General features: G+C 69.1%; 10 protein-coding genes and 3 pseudogenes. All 13 read left to right on the forward strand.

Annotated features, from left to right (window positions below):
• Positions 1–20: 20 nt before the first annotated feature.
• Positions 21–829, forward strand: a pseudogene (gene rsmA / locus KIV56_RS16070) (16S rRNA (adenine(1518)-N(6)/adenine(1519)-N(6))-dimethyltransferase RsmA).
• A 144-nt stretch (positions 830–973) separates the two neighbouring features.
• Positions 974–1,910, forward strand: a pseudogene (locus tag KIV56_RS16075) (4-(cytidine 5'-diphospho)-2-C-methyl-D-erythritol kinase).
• Between the two features lie 191 nt (positions 1,911–2,101).
• Positions 2,102–3,907: an ABC-F family ATP-binding cassette domain-containing protein gene (locus tag KIV56_RS16080; RefSeq protein WP_281534222.1), complete on the forward strand. Its 1,806-nt coding sequence runs from the start codon at positions 2,102–2,104 to the stop codon at positions 3,905–3,907.
• Positions 3,908–4,126: 219 nt separating this feature from the next.
• Positions 4,127–5,011, forward strand: a complete 885-nt coding sequence (locus KIV56_RS16085) for a MetQ/NlpA family ABC transporter substrate-binding protein (RefSeq protein WP_432432644.1) — start codon at positions 4,127–4,129, stop codon at positions 5,009–5,011.
• Positions 5,012–5,161: 150 nt separating this feature from the next.
• Entirely contained in the window at positions 5,162–6,229 is a 1,068-nt protein-coding gene (locus KIV56_RS16090; RefSeq protein WP_281534224.1) for a methionine ABC transporter ATP-binding protein, read from the forward strand.
• Positions 6,229–6,888: a methionine ABC transporter permease gene (locus KIV56_RS16095; protein ID WP_281534225.1), complete on the forward strand. Its 660-nt coding sequence runs from the start codon at positions 6,229–6,231 to the stop codon at positions 6,886–6,888. Before KIV56_RS16090 ends, KIV56_RS16095 begins: the two co-directional genes overlap by 1 nt.
• Before the next feature lie 172 nt (positions 6,889–7,060).
• On the forward strand, positions 7,061–7,753 hold the full coding sequence (locus tag KIV56_RS16100; protein WP_281534226.1) for a hypothetical protein: 693 nt from the start codon (positions 7,061–7,063) through the stop codon (positions 7,751–7,753).
• A complete protein-coding gene (locus KIV56_RS16105) occupies positions 7,747–8,592 on the forward strand; it encodes a lytic transglycosylase domain-containing protein (protein WP_281534227.1) in 846 nt (281 codons plus the stop codon). The genes KIV56_RS16100 and KIV56_RS16105 overlap by 7 nt, the downstream gene beginning before the upstream one ends.
• Positions 8,540–10,486 (forward strand): annotated as a pseudogene (locus KIV56_RS16110) (protein kinase domain-containing protein); the annotation flags it as partial. The gene KIV56_RS16105 and the pseudogene KIV56_RS16110, both read left to right, overlap by 53 nt.
• A gap of 457 nt (positions 10,487–10,943) precedes the next feature.
• Positions 10,944–11,819, forward strand: coding sequence for a phosphate ABC transporter permease subunit PstC (gene pstC / locus KIV56_RS16115; protein WP_281534228.1), 876 nt, complete (start codon positions 10,944–10,946; stop codon positions 11,817–11,819).
• Positions 11,819–13,213 (forward strand): phosphate ABC transporter permease PstA, encoded by a 1,395-nt coding sequence (gene pstA, locus KIV56_RS16120; RefSeq protein WP_281534229.1) that lies wholly within the window; start codon positions 11,819–11,821, stop codon positions 13,211–13,213. Before pstC ends, pstA begins: the two co-directional genes overlap by 1 nt.
• On the forward strand, positions 13,210–14,901 hold the full coding sequence (gene pstS, locus KIV56_RS16125; RefSeq protein ID WP_281534230.1) for a phosphate ABC transporter substrate-binding protein PstS: 1,692 nt from the start codon (positions 13,210–13,212) through the stop codon (positions 14,899–14,901). The genes pstA and pstS overlap by 4 nt, the downstream gene beginning before the upstream one ends.
• A complete protein-coding gene (locus KIV56_RS16130) occupies positions 14,898–17,549 on the forward strand; it encodes a hypothetical protein (protein ID WP_281534231.1) in 2,652 nt (883 codons plus the stop codon). The genes pstS and KIV56_RS16130 overlap by 4 nt, the downstream gene beginning before the upstream one ends.
• Positions 17,550–17,619 lie beyond the last annotated feature (70 nt).

Genomic DNA, 17,619 nt, shown 5'->3' on the forward strand with positions numbered 1-17,619 from the left:
AGATCCGCGACCTCGCCGAGATGCTCGGGGTCAACCCGACCAAGAAGCTCGGCCAGAACTTCGTGATCGACGGCAACACCGTGCGGCGCATCGTCAAGGTCGCCGCGATCACCCCCGCCGACACCGTCGTCGAGGTCGGCCCCGGACTCGGCTCGCTCACCCTGGGCCTGCTCGAGACCGGCGCCCGGGTCGTCGCCGTCGAGATCGACGACCGGCTTGCCGAGCAGGCTCCCGCTCACGGTCGAGCTGATGCACCCCGACGCGCCGCTCGTCGTGCTCCGCGCCGACGCGCTCAAGATCACGGACCTGCCGGGCGAACCGACCCGGCTCGTCGCCAACCTGCCGTACAACGTCTCCGTGCCGGTGCTGCTGCATATGCTCGAGCACTTCCCGTCGATCCGCGCCGGCGTCGTGATGGTGCAGGCCGAGGTCGGCGAGCGGCTCGCCGCGCCCCCCGGCTCGAAGGTCTACGGCAGCCCGAGCGTCAAGGCCGCCTGGTACGGGGCCTTCCGCACCGCGGGCAAGGTCAGCCGCCAGGTGTTCTGGCCGGTGCCGAACGTCGACTCGATCCTGATCGCGTTCCAGCGCCGCGAGAGCCCGCTCGAGAGCGAAGAACTGCGCCTCGCGACGTTCGCCCTCGTCGACGGCGCCTTCCAGCAGCGCCGCAAGATGCTCCGCCAGTCGCTTTCGACGGTGCTCGGCGACTCGGCCTCGGCGACTGCAATCCTCGAAGCTGCCGGCATCGACCCGACCGAACGCGGCGAGCAGGCTCACCGTCGACGCGTTCCTCGCCATCGCCAGGTCCTGGACCGCCGCCGACCCCGCCTGACCCCCTGCTCGAGTTGAGTTGCGGAAAAAACACCCTCCCGTCGGCAACGAGGGTGTTTTGTCCGCAACTCAACTCGGTCGCGAGAGGCCCAGGCGCAAGCGCACCGCGCACGAGGGGGCTGTGCGGCTGAGCTAGGTTAGAACCATGACCAACGCGGCCACATCTCAAGTTGTGCACGCGCGGGCGCCGGGCAAGATCAACGTCTTCCTGAAGGTCGGTGCCGTGCTCGAAGACGGCTACCACGAAGTCGCGACCGCCTACCAGGCCGTTTCGCTCAGCGAAGACGTGCGCGCCTATCCCGCCGACGACTTCTCCTGCGAATTCACCGGTTCGATCGACACCTCTGCGCTCGCGACAGACGGCAGCAACCTTGCAATCCGGGCCGCGCGCGCCCTCGCACGCAGGTCCGGCTACCGCGGCGGCGTGCACCTCAAGCTCGAGAAGAACGTGCCGATCGCCGGGGGAATGGGCGGCGGATCGGCCGATGCCGCCGCGACCCTGCTCGCGTGCGACGCACTCTGGGGCACCGAGGCGACCCGCGAGGAACTGCTCGCCATCGCGGCGACACTCGGCGCCGACGTTCCGTTCGCGTTCACCGGCGGCACCGCCATCGGCACCGGCCGCGGCGACCAGCTGAGCCCCGCGCTCGCCAAGGGCCAGTTCCACTGGGTGCTCGCCCTGGCCGACTTCGGCATGTCCACCCCCGGTGTGTACCAGGAACTCGACCGCCACCGCGAGCGCCATGCCCAGGACATCTTCCCGGCCCAGGCGCAGCCGACTGTCGACGCCAACGTGCTCCAGGCCCTGCGCGCCGGCGACGCACGGATGCTCGCCGAGTCGCTGCACAACGACCTGCAGGCCCCGGCGCTGCACCTCGCCCCCGGCCTCGGCAAGGTCATCGAACTCGGAGAAGAGAACGGCGCCCTCGCCGGCATCGTGTCCGGGTCCGGCCCTACGGTCGCATTCCTCGTGGCGGATGCCGACAGCGCGCTCGAGCCTCCAGGTCGCGTTGAGCGCCTCCCGCCTGCACGTGGTGCGGGCGACGGGCCCGGTGCACGGCGCCCGTCTCGTCCACGACTGACGGTCCCGTCACCCGCACGTCCCTCGTCGCCCGGCCCAGGCATCCGTTTGCCCTCACCAATTCGACGGAGATTTTGCCCGGAAAGCGCTTGGATCGCGCTCTCACGCGTCAGAAACGCAAAAACTCCGTCGAATTCGTCAGGGGCGGGAGGCGCGCCGGGCTCCCAGCCGCGCACGGTAAAGTTGTAAGCTATGGCACATTTGCTCGGGGCCGAGTCCCTGCACCTTGAATACCCCACCCGCGTCATCTTCGACTCCGTCACCGTCGGACTCAACGAGGGCGACCGCATCGGAGTCGTGGGGCGCAACGGTGACGGCAAGTCCACCCTGCTGAGCCTCCTCGCCGGACGCATCGAACCCGACGACGGCCGCGTCACCCGCCGCCGCGGCGTCACGATCGGCGTGCTCGACCAGTCCGACGCCCTCGCCTCCGGGCAGACCGTCGGCCACACCGTCGTCGGCACCATGGACGAGCACCTCTGGGCCGGGGACGCCAAGGTCCGCGACGTCATCGGCGGACTCGTGCGCGACATCCCCTGGGACGCCCTCGTCGACGACCTCTCCGGTGGCCAGCGCCGCCGGGTCGCCCTCGCCGCCGTGCTGATCGGCGACCACGACGTGATCTTCCTCGACGAGCCCACCAACCACCTCGACGTCGAGGGCATCACCTGGCTCGCCGGGCACCTCCGCAACCGCTGGGCGACCAACTCCGGCGGCCTCGTGGTCGTGACCCACGACCGGTGGTTCCTCGACGAGGTCTGCAACCAGACCTGGGAGGTGCACGACCGCCTGATCGAGCCCTTCGAGGGCGGCTACGCCGCGTACATCCTGCAGCGCGTCGAACGCGACCGGATGAGCGCCGCGACCGAGTCGAAGCGCCAGAACCTGATGAAGAAGGAGCTCGCCTGGCTCCGCCGCGGCGCCCCCGCCCGCACCGCCAAGCCCAAGTTCCGCATCGACGCGGCCAATGAACTGATCGAGAACGAGCCGCCGCCCCGTGACACCGTCACGATGCAGTCGATGGCGATGCAGCGCCTCGGCAAGGACGTCGTCGACCTCATCGACGTCTCGGTGGACTTCGAGGACAAGCACGTGCTGAAGGACATCACCTGGCGGATCGCCCCCGGTGAGCGCACCGGCATCATGGGCGTCAACGGCGCGGGCAAGTCCACGCTGCTGAACCTCGTCGCCGGCACCCTCCAGCCGACGAGCGGCCACGTCAAGCGCGGCAAGACCATCAAGGTCGCCGTGCTCACCCAGCAGCTCTTCGAGCTCGAGGGCATCCAGAACGACCGGGTCAGCGAGGTCATCGGCCGCCAGAAGACGAGCTACATCGCCGGAGGCAAGGAGATCACCCCCGGCCAGATGCTCGAGCGGATGGGCTTCATGAGCGCCCAGCTCGTCACCCAGGTCAAGGACCTCTCCGGTGGCCAGAAGCGGCGCCTCCAGCTGCTGCTGATCGTGCTCGACGAGCCCAACGTGCTCATCCTTGACGAGCCCACCAACGACCTGGACACCGACATGCTCGCCGCGATGGAGGACCTGCTCGACTCGTTCCCCGGCACCCTGCTCGTCGTCTCGCACGACCGGTACCTGATCGAACGCGTCACCGACAACCAGTACGCGGTCACCGAGGGCGGCTTCCGCCACCTGCCCGGCGGCGTCGACCAGTACCTCGAGATGCGCAAGCAGCAGATCAACGACTCCGACAAGCCAGCCGAGGCGAACGCCTCGAACACCTCCGGAGGCAAGCCGGCCAGGAACCTCGCCATCGGCGGCGCCGAGCTCCGCAACGCGCAGAAGGAGCTCGCCTCCATCGAACGCAAGGTCGCCAAGCAGAAGTCGCGGATCGTCGTGCTGAACCAGAGCATGGTCAGCCACGACCAGAACGACTACGCCGGCCTCGGCGAGCTCGGCACCGAACTGCAGGGCCTCGAATCCTCCATCTCGAGCTTCGAAACTCGCTGGCTCGAACTTTCGACGCTGATCGAGGGTTAAAACCGCGGATGCTGTGACCGCGTGTTACAAAGCGGCGTGCGCGGCGCAGCATCCTTTGTTAACCTGAATGTGTGCCTCGCGACGCAGCGGCACAGACTCCCACCTCGTTATGCCGTGGCTTTGCTGTGCCCTTGATTGCCGAGGCCCGTCCACGAGACAGCACTCGTGGCTCTCACTCGCAGCACACCCAAGGGGATTCACCACGTGAAAAAGTCAACTCTGTCCAAGCGCTTGCTCGCGGCTCTCGCGACCGTCCCGCTCCTCGCCCTGCTCGCCGGGTGCGCAGGCGGCACGGCGGATGCCGGCGGCGACAAGACCGTCAAGATCGGTGTCGTCGGCGCGAGCGACCCGTACTGGGCCGTCTACACGAAGGCCGCCGCCGATGCGGGAATCAAGGTCGAGATCGTCGACTTCTCCGCATACGACCAGCCGAACCCCGCGCTGACCGCCGGTGAGATCGACCTCAACCAGTTCCAGCACCTCGTCTACCTCGCGCAGTACAACACGGCGAGCAGCGCGGACCTCACCCCGATCGGCTCGACGGCGATCTACCCGCTCGGCCTGTACTCGACGAAGTACAAGAAGGTCAGCGAGATCCAGAAGGGCGACACCATCGCGGTGCCGAACGACGCGAGCAACCTGGCCCGCGCGCTTCTCGTGCTCCAGTCGGCCAAGCTCATCACGCTGAAGGACGGTGGCTCGATCTTCTCGACCCTCGACGACATCGATACGTCGGCTTCGAAGGTCACCGTCACCGCGCTCGAGGCCTCGCTCACCGCGACCTCGCTGCCGGATGTCGCCGGCGCGATCATCAACAACGACTTCGTCGAGAAGGCCGGTCTGAAGTTCACCGACGCCCTCGCCAAGGACGACCCGGCCGACCCGACCGCCATTCCCTACGTCAACGTGTTCGTCGCCCGCGCCGCGGACAAGGACAACGCGACCTACCAGAAGCTCGTCCAGATCTACCAGGACACCAAGGCCGTTCAGGACGGCGTGCTGGCCGTGTCCGGCGGCTCCGGTGTTCTCGTGAAGACTCCGGTCGCCGACCTGGTCTCCTCGCTCGCCACGGTCGTCGCGGACACCAAGGCCCACAAGAAGTAGCACCGACAGTCACCTTTCCGGTCGAGAGCGACCCGCACACCGGGCACTCTCGACCGGAACGGTGCGTTACGGGGGTGTGTGACATCCCCCGGTTTTCGAAAAGCGTGAGCCTGAGCGTGAGCGTCAGCATCACAGTGAGGAAGTTCGTTTATGGCCATCGTCGAGTTGCGCGGTGTCAGCAAGGTCTACCCGCCCCACGAAAAGGGCGGCAGTGACGTCGTGGCGATCGACGACGTCAGCCTGGCCGTCGAGGCCGGCGACGTCTACGGGATCATCGGCTACTCGGGGGCCGGCAAGAGCACCCTCGTCCGGCTCGTGAACGCGCTCGAACGGTCCACCTCCGGCGAGATTCTGATCAACGGGCAGGACATCGCCGGCCTTCCCGAGCGCGAACTCCGCACGGTCCGCCTCGGCATCGGCATGATCTTCCAGCAGTTCAACCTCCTCGGGTCGCGCAGCGTCGCGGCCAACGTGTCCTATCCGCTCGAGGTCGCGCACCGGCCCAAGGCCGAACGCGTCAAGCGGGTCGCCGAGATGCTCGACTTCGTCGGCCTCGCCGACAAGGCCCGCGCCTACCCCGACCAGCTCTCCGGGGGCCAGAAGCAGCGCGTCGGCATCGCCCGTGCTCTCGCGAGCCAGCCCGCCATCCTCCTCGCCGACGAGGCCACGAGCGCTCTCGACCCCGAGACCACCCACGAGGTGCTCGACCTGCTCACCCGGGTCAACCGCGAATTCGGCGTGACGATCATCGTGATCACCCACGAGATGGACGTGATCCAGACCATCGCGAGCAAGGTCGCGGTGATGGACCAGGGCCGCGTGATCGAACGCGGTGACGTGTTCGACGTGTTCTCGAACCCGCAACAACCCGCATCCGCCCGGTTCGTGTCGACCGTCGTGAAGGGCATCCCGAACCCCGACGAGCTCGCCGTGCTGCGCGGCAGGCACCCCGGCCGCATCGTCACCCTCGCCTTCCGCGACAACGCGGTCGACCAGGCCCGCGTCTTCGGTGAATTCGCCCGCGCGGGCATCGGCTTCGAGGTCGTCTTCGGCGGCATCAACGAGGTGCAGGGCCGCTCCTTCGGGCACCTCACCCTCGCGCTGAGCGACGCGGCGGCGACGGATGCCCCCACGACCCCAGGCGCCGGCGGCACCGACCGCATCGACGCGGTCCTCGACCGGGTCAGAACACTCACGACCGTCACGGAGGTGCGCTGATGGAATCCCTCATCGAACTGCTGCCCCAGCTCTGGAAGGCCGCGGGCGAGACCCTCTACATCGTCGGCCTCACCCTGTTCTTCGGCGGCCTCGGCGGCCTGATCGTCGGCCTCGGCCTGTACCTGACCCGCGGCGGCAGCCTGCTCGCCAACAAGCCGGTTTTCGTGGTGCTGAACCTGCTGGTCAACTTCGTGCGCCCCATCCCGTTCATCATCTTCCTCGCCGCAGCCCAGCCTCTCGCCCGCCTCGTGGTGGGAACCGGCATCGGCAACAACGCGATCATCTTCACGATCTCGCTCGCGGCATCCTTCGCGATGGGCCGCATCGTCGAGCAGAACCTGCTCACGGTCACGCCCGGCGTGATCGAGGCCGCGCGCAGCGTGGGCGCCGGTACGGCCAGGATCATCTTCACGGTGCTGCTGCCCGAGGCGCTCGGCCCGCTGATCCTCGGCTACACGTTCATCTTCGTCGCCCTCGTCGATATGTCAGCGGTCGCCGGCTACGTCGGCGGCGGCGGCCTCGGAAACTTCGCCCTTCTCTACGGGTACCGTCAGTTCAACCCGATCGTGACGTGGGCCGCCGTGCTGCTGATCATCGTGCTCGTGCAGCTGGTGCAGTACCTCGGGAACACGTTGGCGCGAAAGGCCCTCCGCCGTTAGTTCCTTTCACAACTGTTGCCGATCCGGACAGCTTCCGTTCATCCCCCGGTAAGGTGACGAGCCCGGGCCGGACACCTGGGGCCAGCACAGTAATGCCGGGGCTGGCCCACCCGAGCCGGTACACAGTCTTGACTGCACCCATCGCTGTTTGTTCCAGGCCGTTGGAGTCGCTGTGTCGCCCCGCCCAAGTGTGGTCTTCTCGGCCTTCCGTTCCAATGCCGACCCGCGCCTGCAGGGCTGGGTCGCCTTCCGGGAGAGCGTTCAGGCGGGTGGCCGCACCGCCGCCGCCCGCACGGGAGAACTCGCCCGCACCGGCGGAATACTGCGCAGCGGAGAAATCCCGCGGACCGGCGAACTCGCACATCCCGCAGAGGTTGCGCGGATCGGTGCGACCGACCGTGTTGTCGATGTCCGGGATCGCTCCCGCGGCCTCGCGACCGTCGCTATGGCCGACTCCGGCCACTCCGGCCACTCCGGCCACTCCGGCCACTCCGGCCACTCCGGCATCTGGCGGCTGCTCGCCTCCAACAGCCGCGAACTCGGCCGCAGTTCCTCGGTCTACGGCTCGTTCACCGGCGCGCGAGCCCACGTGCTCGAACTCAAGGACCAGTGCGACGCGATGGTCGCGACCGTCGTCACCGGCCCGTCGGCCGGCACCCACGGCTGGGTGGTCACCATCGGCGAACGCATCGTGATGACCGCAGGGCGCTGGTACGGCGCCGCCTCCGCGAGCCGCGAAGCCGCCGCCGGCACCATCGAGGCCTTCCGGGTCGCGGTCGTGGCCGAAGACGCCCGCCACGCGACCGAGGCCGGCCGCAGGGGCAGCCGGGTGCTCAGCGAGGAAGAACGAGCGCAGGCATGGTGAGTGGCACGAGGCTGCGCGGCTGGTTCGGCGCCGCGGCGACCGCAGGGCTGCTCGGTTGGGTCGTCTTCGGCTGGCTCGTGCCCGGCTTCACGGCCCCGGAGGGCATCCGGGCGAGCGTCGTTGTCGCCGAGGCCGTCGCCGCCGTTCCCGCTGCAGCGGATGCCGCCGCGACCGTCACCGTGACACCCCCGACCCCGGCTCCGGCCGCCGCCGAGTCCGCCGCTGTTGCCGGCTCGTCCCTCGCCTCAACCGGGCAAACCGCGCTGCTCACCGGCAACGCGGCGCTCGTGGACGCGGACTGGGCGGGACGCGTGGCCGCGGCCACCGGCATCCCGGTGCGGGCCATGCTCGGCTACGCCGGCGCCTCGCTCGCCCTCGCCGCAGAACAGCCCGGCTGCCGTCTGGGCTGGAGCACCCTTGCCGGCCTCGGCAACATCGAGTCAGGGCACGGCACCCACGCGGGCTCCGCGCTCGGCACCGACGGCACGGCACGCCCCGGCATCTTCGGCCCGGCCCTCGACGGCTCCGACTTCGCCGCCATCACCGACACCGACGGCGGCGCCTGGGACGGCAGCGCGGCGTGGGACCGCGCGGTCGGCCCGCTGCAGTTCATCCCGGCGACCTGGCAGCGCTGGGGCGCCGACGGCAACCGGGACGGCGTCAACGACCCGCAGCAGATCGACGACGCCGCCCTCGCAGCGGGGCGCTACCTGTGCAACTACGGCGACCTGGCGCTGCCCGACCGCTGGCGCGCGGCCGTCTTCGCCTACAACCACGTCGACTCCTATGTCACCGCCGTCGCCGGGTACGCGAACACCTACGCCGCCCGGGCGAAGTAGCCCTGGCGTGACAGACGCGATCGATCGCGCCGAGCCGACGGATGCCTCCGGTGCGCAGGCGGGCCGGCGCACGGCTCGTGCCGGCGATGGCCTGATCTCGGGCCGCTACCGGCTCGGCGAACTGCTCGGGACGGGCGGGTCGGCATCCGTCTTCGCCGCCGTGGACACGCAGGCGGACGACGGCGCCGCCACGGAGATCGCCCTCAAGATCCTGCACCCGCACCTGTCCCGCTCCGACCGGGCCAGGGAGGCATTCTTCGCGGAGGCCAGGGCAGCGGCCGCGCTCCGGCACCCGAACATCGTCGCGGTGCTCGGCGTCGGCGTGCACAACACCGGCCACGGCTCCGGGACAACCGCCGGGACAGATTCCCGCTCCGGCCCCGGCGCGAACGCCGAGGAACCCCAGGCCTGGATCGCCCTCGACCGTGCGCCCGGGATCAGCCTCGCAGAGTACGTCGAGCACCGCGGGGCGCTCCCCGTCGCGCAGGCGCTCACCGTCGCCTCCGCGGTGCTGCGCGCCCTCGCGGCCGCGCACGCCATCGGCCTGGTCCACCGCGACGTCTCCCCGGCCAACATCATGGTCGACCCGGACATGGCCGGCCACGTCGGCAGCGACGGCGTACGCCTGCTCGACTTCGGCCTCGCGGATGCCGCCGGTCGCCCCGCCCTCGGCACCGACGTCCTCCGCAGCACCCCCGATGCGACCACGCAGGAGATCCCGGCCGTGCAGAGCGTGCTCGGGAGCGTGAACTACATGTCGCCGGAGCAGGCGCGGGGCGACGCCGTCGACGAACGCGGCGACGTGTACCAGCTCGGCGGGGTGCTGTACTTTGCGCTCACCGCACGGGCGCCGTTCCTCCGGGATTCTGTCGCCGCGGTGCTGCGCGCCCACGTGCAGTCGCCGCCGCCGGTTCCGTCCGTGCAACAGTCCGGCATTCCGCGGAGTGTCGACCGGCTCGTCGTCAAGGCGCTGCTCAAGGACCCGGATGCCCGGTTCCCCTCCGCCGCGGCGATGGGCCTGGCCGTCGACTCTGCCCTGGACCGCATCGGAGCCGGGGGAGCGCCGGGTCGCAGCGCGGCTCCGCTCGAGGGGGCCCCGGCCGGCAGGGTTCTCGCCGCGCCCTCCGACGACACCACCGGCCTCTTCCGGCCCGGCGACCTCGCCGAGCTCGCGGAGCGCACCATGGTGCTCGGTGCGGTCCCCGTGCCGGTACCCGGCCCGGCCCCGGCTCCGGCCACGATCGTTCACGCGACGGGAAACGCTCGCGCGGGCACGGCATCCGCCGCCGTCATCGCAGTTCCGGACAACCCGGCCTGGGTGCGCAACGGCCGCAGCCGCCGGCGCGGCGGCGGGCTCTGGGCCGTCTCGATGATCCTCGTGATCGGGGGAGCCTTCGCCTGGATCCTCGCTGCCGGCGGCGCGGCCCCGACCTCCGTTGCCGTCACGAGCAGCACGCCCGCGCCCGCGAGCGCCACCCCCGAGCCGATGATCACCGCCCACGCCACGGCGGCGCCGAAGACCATCCGGGTGCCGGAGATCTCGGTGATGACCCTCGACGGGGCGCGGGCGGCGCTCGCGGCCCTCGGACTCCGCCTCGGCGCCCTCACCCTCCAGGACTCGGTGCGCCCCCTCGACACGGTGCTCGGCGTCAGCCCCGCGGCCGGCAGCTTCCTGGACCCCGGAGACACGGTCGACCTCACTGTGGCGTCCGGCTCGAACACGGTGCCGAACACCGTCGGACTGAGCAAGGCGGAGGCGATCGCCGCCCTCGAAAACGCGGGATTCGTCGTGCTCACCGACTCGAAGCCCGACTCCGCCGCACCGCCGGGAACCGTGATCGCGGTCGCCCCCTCCGGCCAGAACGTCCTGCGCCTCGGCACCTCGATCACCCTCACCCTGTCCACCGCGCCCGAGCCGTCGCCCACCCCCCACGGCCACGTCGACGCCGCAGCCGACCCCGACACCGCCCCCCTCACCGACGCAGACGCCCGCGGGCTGACGGCGCCCGAATCGACCGCCACAACTCTCCACGCGGCGTCCATATCTCGGTTGAGAAATCGACGCCAATCGTTCACCGACCGCCCCGAACATATGTTTCGGACGCGTTACCCCCACCCGTGCGTTCACCCCCTCCCGAGTCTTCCCAAGGACAGCTATGCCGATTTCGAGCCTCGTCTCGCCGCCCCTGGGCGACTCGCCCCTGGGCGACGCCTTCGGGGCAGACCCGGCCGTCTTCGACCCGTCGAGCCCCGACTCCCGGCCGCGGCGCTCCCTGGTCTCCCGCCCGTCGATCTCCGATTCGGTGTTCCGCTCTGTCGCGTTCAGCGCGGGCACGATCACCGTGCTGATCATGCTCGCGGTCGGCGTCTTCCTCTCGCTGCGGGCCGGCGACGCCCTCGGGGTCGCGGGCGTCAACTTCCTCTTCGAGCAGGACTGGTCGCCGGAGACGAAGAAGTTCGGCATCGCGTCCGTTCTCTTCGGCACGATCACGATCGCCGTCATCGCGATGTGCGTCGCGGTGCCCCTCGCCCTCGGCACGGCGCTCCTCATCTCCGAGGTCGCCCAGGGCCGGCTGAAGGCCACCCTCGTCACCCTCGTCGACCTGATGGCCGCCGTTCCCAGCGTGGTGTTCGGCCTCTGGGGCGTGTTCTTCCTCCAGGCGAACGTCATCCCGGTCGCCACCTGGATCTCCACCTACTTCGGCTGGATCCCGTTCTTCAGCGTGACGGATGCGACCGGCCAGGCCCTCACCGAGGCGAGCGCCTTCACCTCCTCGGCCTTCATCGCCGGAATCGTGGTCGGCCTCATGGTCGTGCCCACCCAGACATCGGTCATGCGCGAGGCCTTCTCCCAGGCGCCGATCGGTGAACGCGAGGCGGCCTTCGCCCTCGGGTCGACCCGGTGGGGAATGATCACGTCCGTGGTGCTGCCGTTCGGCCGCGGCGGCATCATCGGCGGCACCATGCTCGGCCTCGGCCGCGCCCTCGGCGAAACCATCGCCGTCTACATGATCATCTCCCCGATCTTCACGATCAACTGGGAGGTGCTCAAGACCGGCACGAACTCGGTGTCCGCGCTCATCGCGCTCCGCTACGGAGAGTCCAGCTCATTCGGCCTCTCTGCGCTGATGGCCGCAGGCCTCGTGCTGTTCCTGATCACCCTCGTGATCAACTTCACGGCCTCGTCGATCGTGGCGCGGTCCCGCTCCGGGGCGGAAAGCGACTGATGACCACCACTCACCGCACCCAGGCGACGGATCCCGCGGCATCCGCGGGCCCCTCGACCCTCGTGATGACCGAGACCGCCGTCGAACTCGAAGCCGACCTCGAACTCCAGGCCGCTTTCGTCCGGCACACCACGAACATCCCGTCCTCGGAGGGCATCGAGATCGGCCCGCGCCGGCGCATGCGCGCCGCGAGGGTCGACGACCAGTTCAACGTGTTCGGCGCGCTGGCCGCCGGCGTGGCCGTCGCCGTGCTGCTGTTCGGCTGGTTCGGACCCCTCTCCGGCTACGTCGGCTTCGTGATCGTGGCGTTCATAGCCTTCATCGGCTTCTACGCCCTGCTCGTCAGCCTGAAGAGCGACTGGCAGGAGGTCAAGGACCGGGTCATGTCCGTGGTGCTCTCGAGCGCCGGCGTGCTGCTCTTCGGCGCTCTCGTCTTCGTCGTCGCGTACACCCTCGTGCGCGGCCAGGAGGCCCTGCCTCACCTCAACTTCTTCACCGACAGCATGGAACTCGCCGGCCCGCTCGACGGCCTCGAGCTCGGCGGCATCTTCCACGCCATCCTCGGCACCCTGATGCAGATCACGATGGCGCTCATCGTCACGGTCCCGCTCGGCATCCTCACGGCCCTGTTCCTCAACGAGGTCGGCGGCAGGTTCGCCCGCTTCGTGCGCACCATCTCGGACGCGATGACCGCGCTGCCCTCGATCGTCGCCGGCCTCTTCGTCTACTCGGCGATCATCGTGCTGATCACCCACCAGAGAAGCGGGTTCGCCGCGTCGATGGCCATCACCGTGATGATGCTCCCGATCGTGATCCGCGCCTCCGACATCGTGCTCCGCCTCGTCGCGGGAAACCTGCGCGAAGCCGCGTACGCCCTCGGCTCGACGCGGTGGCGCACGGTCTGGCACGTCGTGCTCCCGACCGCCCGTCCCGGGCTCGCGACCGCCGTCATCCTCGGCACCGCCCGCGGCATCGGCGAGACGAGCCCGGTGCTGCTCACCTCCGGCGTCACCGCCGTCGTCAACCTCAACCCCTTCGAGGGTCCGATGATCTCGCTCCCGCTCCAGGTGTTCGACTTCGTCAAGTCGCCGGAGCCGAACATGATCGCCCGTGGTTTCGGGGCGGCGGCCGTGCTGATCCTGCTCGTGCTCACTCTCTTCGCCATCGCCCGTCTCATCGGCGGAAAGGGCCCAGGCGACCTGTCCCGGGCCCAGCAGCAGCGGGTCGTCGCGGCATCCGCCCGTGACCTCAAGCGGATCACCGTGGCCGCCGACCGGCGCGAACGCCTCGCTGCCACCACCGCGGATGCCTGGCCCCCGCCCTCTGCGCCTCCGACCGACCCGAGCAGCCCAGCACCGACGATCGACCTCAGCACAAAGGAGCCGTCCTCGTGACGCCGCAGCCCCGATGGATCCGTTCGATCCGCGCCCTCTTCGCCCTCGCCGTCGTGGCGATCCTCGGCCTTTCCGGCACCCTCTCTGCCCAGGCCGTCTCGTACGACCCGATCACGGGAACCGGATCGACCTGGTCCCAGAACGCCCTCGACCAGTGGCGCAAGAACGTCGCCTCCAACTACGGAATGACCGTCAACTACTCCGGTGTGGGCTCCTCCGCCGGCCGCCGTGACTTCGTCGCCGGCAACGTCGACTTCGCCGTCAGCGAGATCCCGTTCCAGACGGCGCCCGAGGACGGTTCGGCGCCCGAGGTGCCCAGCCGCGGCTATGCCTACATGCCGATCGTTGCCGGTGGCACCTCGTTCATGTACAACCTCAAGATCAACGGCTCGCGCGTGTCGAACCTCCGGCTGAGCGGCGAGGTCATCACCAAGATCTTCACGGGCGTCATCACGAAGTGGAACGACCCGGCGATCCAGACGGACAACCCCGGCCTCAAGATGCCGGACAAGGGCATCGTGCCCGTCGTGCGCTCCGACGGGTCAGGCTCGACCGCGCAGTTCAGCCTCTGGATGTCCAAGCAGTACAACTCCCTGTGGGGCCAGTTCTGCGTCAAGGTCGGAAAGCCGGCCTCCTGCGGGCTCACCTCGCAGTACCCGACCTACGGCAACGCGAAGGCCCAGAGCGGCTCGGCAGGCGTGGCCGGGTACGTGAGCCAGGACTACGGCGAAGGCGCCATCACCTACGTCGAGTACTCCTATGCGCTCAAGGCCGGGTTCCCGGTCGCGAAGGTCCTGAACAACGCCGGCTACTACGTCGAGCCGACCGCGAACTCTGTCGCCGTCGCCCTACTGCAGGCAAAGATCAAGACGGATGTCCCGGTCACGAGCCCCGACTACCTCACCCAGATCCTGGACGGCGTCTACAACAACACCGATCCGCGCACCTACCCGCTCTCGAGCTACTCGTACATGATCGTGCCGACCGAGGTCGGCGGCGTGTTCACGGCGAAGAAGGGCCTCACTCTCGGCGCCTTCGCGAACTACATGCTCTGCGAGGGGCAGCAGCAGGCCGCGGCCCTGGGCTACTCGCCGCTCCCGATGAACCTTGTACTCGCCGGGTTCGACCAGATCAAGCGGGTTCCGGGAGCGGATGTCTCGGGCGTCGACATCAACAACTGCAACAACCCAACGTTCAAGGCCGGGGACTCACCGTCGAGCAACCAGCTCGCGACGTCCGCGCTGCAGCCCGCCGCGTGTGACAAGGTCGGCACGAGCCAGTGTGTCACCGGCACCGCCGGTGCGACCGACGATACGGCGACGACCGGCACCGGTACGGGCGGGTCGGCCGCCACCGCCGACACAGCCGCTGCCACCGCGGCCGCCGCAGGAGCGGGGGCCGGAGCAGCGGCGACGACGGCAAACGCCGCGGCGGCGGGCACGGGTGGTGCCGCGGCTGCGGTGTACGACGAGAACGGTGCACTCGTCTCCGGCGGCACCGGTGGCACGGTCTCGACCGGAGTGGCCGGGTCCGCGGTGGCGTCGCCGTTCACGCTCGCCGACAACGGCTGGGGAGCGCAGCAGTCGATCATGCTGTTCGCCGGAGTGCTGCTCATCGGCTCGGCCGTGCTGCCGCCGGTGCTCTGGCGCCGACTCAAGCCACGCGCTCCGAAGGCGGGCAACAAGTGAAGCGCCTGATCTTCGCGACGGACTCCGTCTGGACCCGCGCCGGTGCGAGCGGCATCGTGGTCGGCATCGTCGTGGGTGTCGGAGTCTCGATGCTCGCCTCCATCACCCCGCCCGCCGCATCCGCGGACACCTCAAGCGCCGTCACAGTGGCTGCCAAGGGGTACGACCTCGACATCCACACCGCGCCGTTCCCGGACCTGAAGGTCACCGTTTCCCAAACGAAGGACCTGGTTTCGCAGGGAATCGTTGTCAACTGGACCGGCTCGGGCGCGAAGTCGGTCCGGCCTGACACGAGCTCGGGCGGCCAGAACTTCCTGCAGATCGCGCAGTGCTGGGGCGAGGACCCGCTGAACCCCGGGCACCCCGACCGCACCACCTGCCAGTATGGCGGTTTCCCCGGCAAGGCCGCGTCTACCAGGGACACCTCGGTTTCGGACGAGTTCATCAACGCGAAAGACGTCGAATACACGTCGCCCTCCAACGGTTTCACGATCCCGGCCGTCACGGCGATCCCGTACCGCGCCTCGACCGGCGGCACCATCTCCTCGGTCTTCAAGAACGGCGCCGGCGTCCTCACCCACTACGTCCTCGATCCGCTGACAGGTCTCGTGCAGACAGCGACCGGCACTCCCTCGGCGACAGGCGTGACCCTGCCCTCTCCGATTGTGGGCGTCGACCTCGCGACGAACGAGTTCTACACGCAGTACACGACAAACGAGGTGCCGTGGGTGGGGTCGAGCGATACTGGCGCCGGCTCCGTCAAATTCGAGGTGCAGACCGCGATGCAGTCTCCCGGCCTCGGGTGCGGCATGCCGGTCACGGCCACGGACGGCACGGTCACGGGCAAGTCCTGCTGGCTCGTGGTCATCCCGCGCGGCACGAACGACGTCGGCGAGTCCTACATCACCAAGTCCGGCCTGTTCTGGGACGCCTGGCAGCACAGCGTGGCCGTCAAGCTCGACTTCAAGCCAATCGGCCTGCGCTGCTCCATCGGCTCGGCCGAGAAACAACTCTCCGGAAGCGAACTCGCCTCGGCGGCCGTCGCGTCCTGGCAACCCAACCTCTGCACCGGCTCGACCGGATCCTCCTTCGTGCTCAGCACAGGTAACGAGGAAGACTCTCTCCTCTCCGCAAGCCAGAAGACCCCGAGTCCTCTCGCCCTGACATCGCGTGCCCTGCAGACGACGAAGGCGGATCCGGTGCAGTACGCGCCGATCGCACTCTCCGGACTCGCCGTGTCCTTCTCGATCGACCGGCGGGTGAAACCCGTCGGCACCGTGCCTCAGGAATACAAGGACAAGAACACCGAGTCCTTCACCTCGATGAACCTCACCCCGCGCCTGATCGCGAAGCTACTGACGAACTCGTATCTGGACTCCCTGCCGACGGGGGCCCCCGCTACGTCCAAATCTCTCGCGTTCTTCGTCGATAACCCCGAGAAGGTAAACCACAACGCGAGGAACCTGACCGTTGACCCTGACTTCCTCGCCGTGAACGACGCGGAATGGCAGTACCAGGACCTGACCGGCCCGTCCCTCGGCGACATGCTCCTGCCCTCAGGGCGCTCCGACGAGGCCCTCCAGCTGTGGCGCTACGTGCTCTCAGATCCGGATGCCGTGGCTTTCCTCAACGGAGAAGCCGACAAGTGGGGCATGAAGGTCAACCCCTGGTACGCCACCAAGGACGCCGTCAACTCCTCCGGAACAAGAATGACCGTGCCCCGCACCAACTTCCCCAAGGCTGACCCGATCGCACGGGTGGCCAAGGCCGACGGTCAGACCGAAGTCAACCTCGTCACCTGGCGTCCCTATACCAGCGACTTCGAGACTGGCGCCTACCTGACCCTGCGCGGTGACGGCCAGGAGCTCGGTGACTGGAGCCCGAACACAGTGCCCCCGAAATGGGGCAAGAGTGTGCGTAACCTTGTCGGCACCCAACGCGTCCTGGGCCTGACGACGACAGCGTCAGCAGCCCGCTACCAGACCGTCACCGCCTCGCTGCGAAATTCGGCCGGTGCCTTTGTCGCCGCTAACTCCGCTTCCTTGCTCGCTGCGGCAGCGGCAATGACCCCGACCACCGCGAACAAGGCCGTGCTCGAGTACGACCCGACGAGCTCGAGCGCCAAGGCCGCGGCATCGGCCTACCCGATGACCATGCCGGTTTACGCGGCGCTGAACCCGCTGCAAACTGATTCCACTGCCCGTGGCATTTACGCCAACATGATCCGCTACGCTGTCGCTGCCGGTCAGGTTCCCGGCGCCGCAATCGGCCAGCTTCCCGAGGGCTACGCGTCGATTCCGGCCAGCTGGGTCGCCCAGGCCCTTGCCGCCGCGACGGCGATCGAAAAGGGCATCAGCCCCATCGTCACGGCAAACCCGACCCCCACCCCTACCCCGACCGTCGCAGCCAGTGTGGCAGCCCCGGCAGCGGCCTACGTCAACCCGAGTGCCGGGAGTGGAACGGCGGCCGTCGCTGCCGTCGCCGCTGCCGTCGCAGGCACCGCGGCCACCGACCCGGCGGCGACCGGTGCGGCAGCCGGCCCTCTCGTCGGCAAGCCCACCCCCGCCGATCCCACCATCGGCCCTATTCCGGCAGCCATCCCTGCCGGCTTCCTCTCCGGGCTGCTTGCAGCCGGAGGGGTCCCCTGATCTCGCGCATCCGGAGACGATCCTGATGCGCGCACAGCTTGACGTCACAATCTCCGGCTTCGGCCAGGGA

It is taken from the genome of Cryobacterium breve (assembly GCF_027594785.1).
Classification (GTDB): Bacteria; Actinomycetota; Actinomycetes; order Actinomycetales; family Microbacteriaceae; genus Cryobacterium; species Cryobacterium breve_A.

What these genes read in the sequence shown, in the direction of transcription:
- pstA (WP_281534229.1), top strand. Translation starts at nt 11,819, where the DNA reads ATGACCACCACTCACCGCACCCAGGCGACGGATCCCGCGGCATCCGCG.
- pstC (WP_281534228.1), top strand. Translation starts at nt 10,944, where the DNA reads ATGCTCGCGGTCGGCGTCTTCCTCTCGCTGCGGGCCGGCGACGCCCTC.
- KIV56_RS16080 (WP_281534222.1), top strand. Translation starts at nt 2,102, where the DNA reads ATGGCACATTTGCTCGGGGCCGAGTCCCTGCACCTTGAATACCCCACC.
- KIV56_RS16095 (WP_281534225.1), top strand. Translation starts at nt 6,229, where the DNA reads ATGGAATCCCTCATCGAACTGCTGCCCCAGCTCTGGAAGGCCGCGGGC.
- KIV56_RS16105 (WP_281534227.1), top strand. Translation starts at nt 7,747, where the DNA reads ATGGTGAGTGGCACGAGGCTGCGCGGCTGGTTCGGCGCCGCGGCGACC.
- KIV56_RS16090 (WP_281534224.1), top strand. Translation starts at nt 5,162, where the DNA reads ATGGCCATCGTCGAGTTGCGCGGTGTCAGCAAGGTCTACCCGCCCCAC.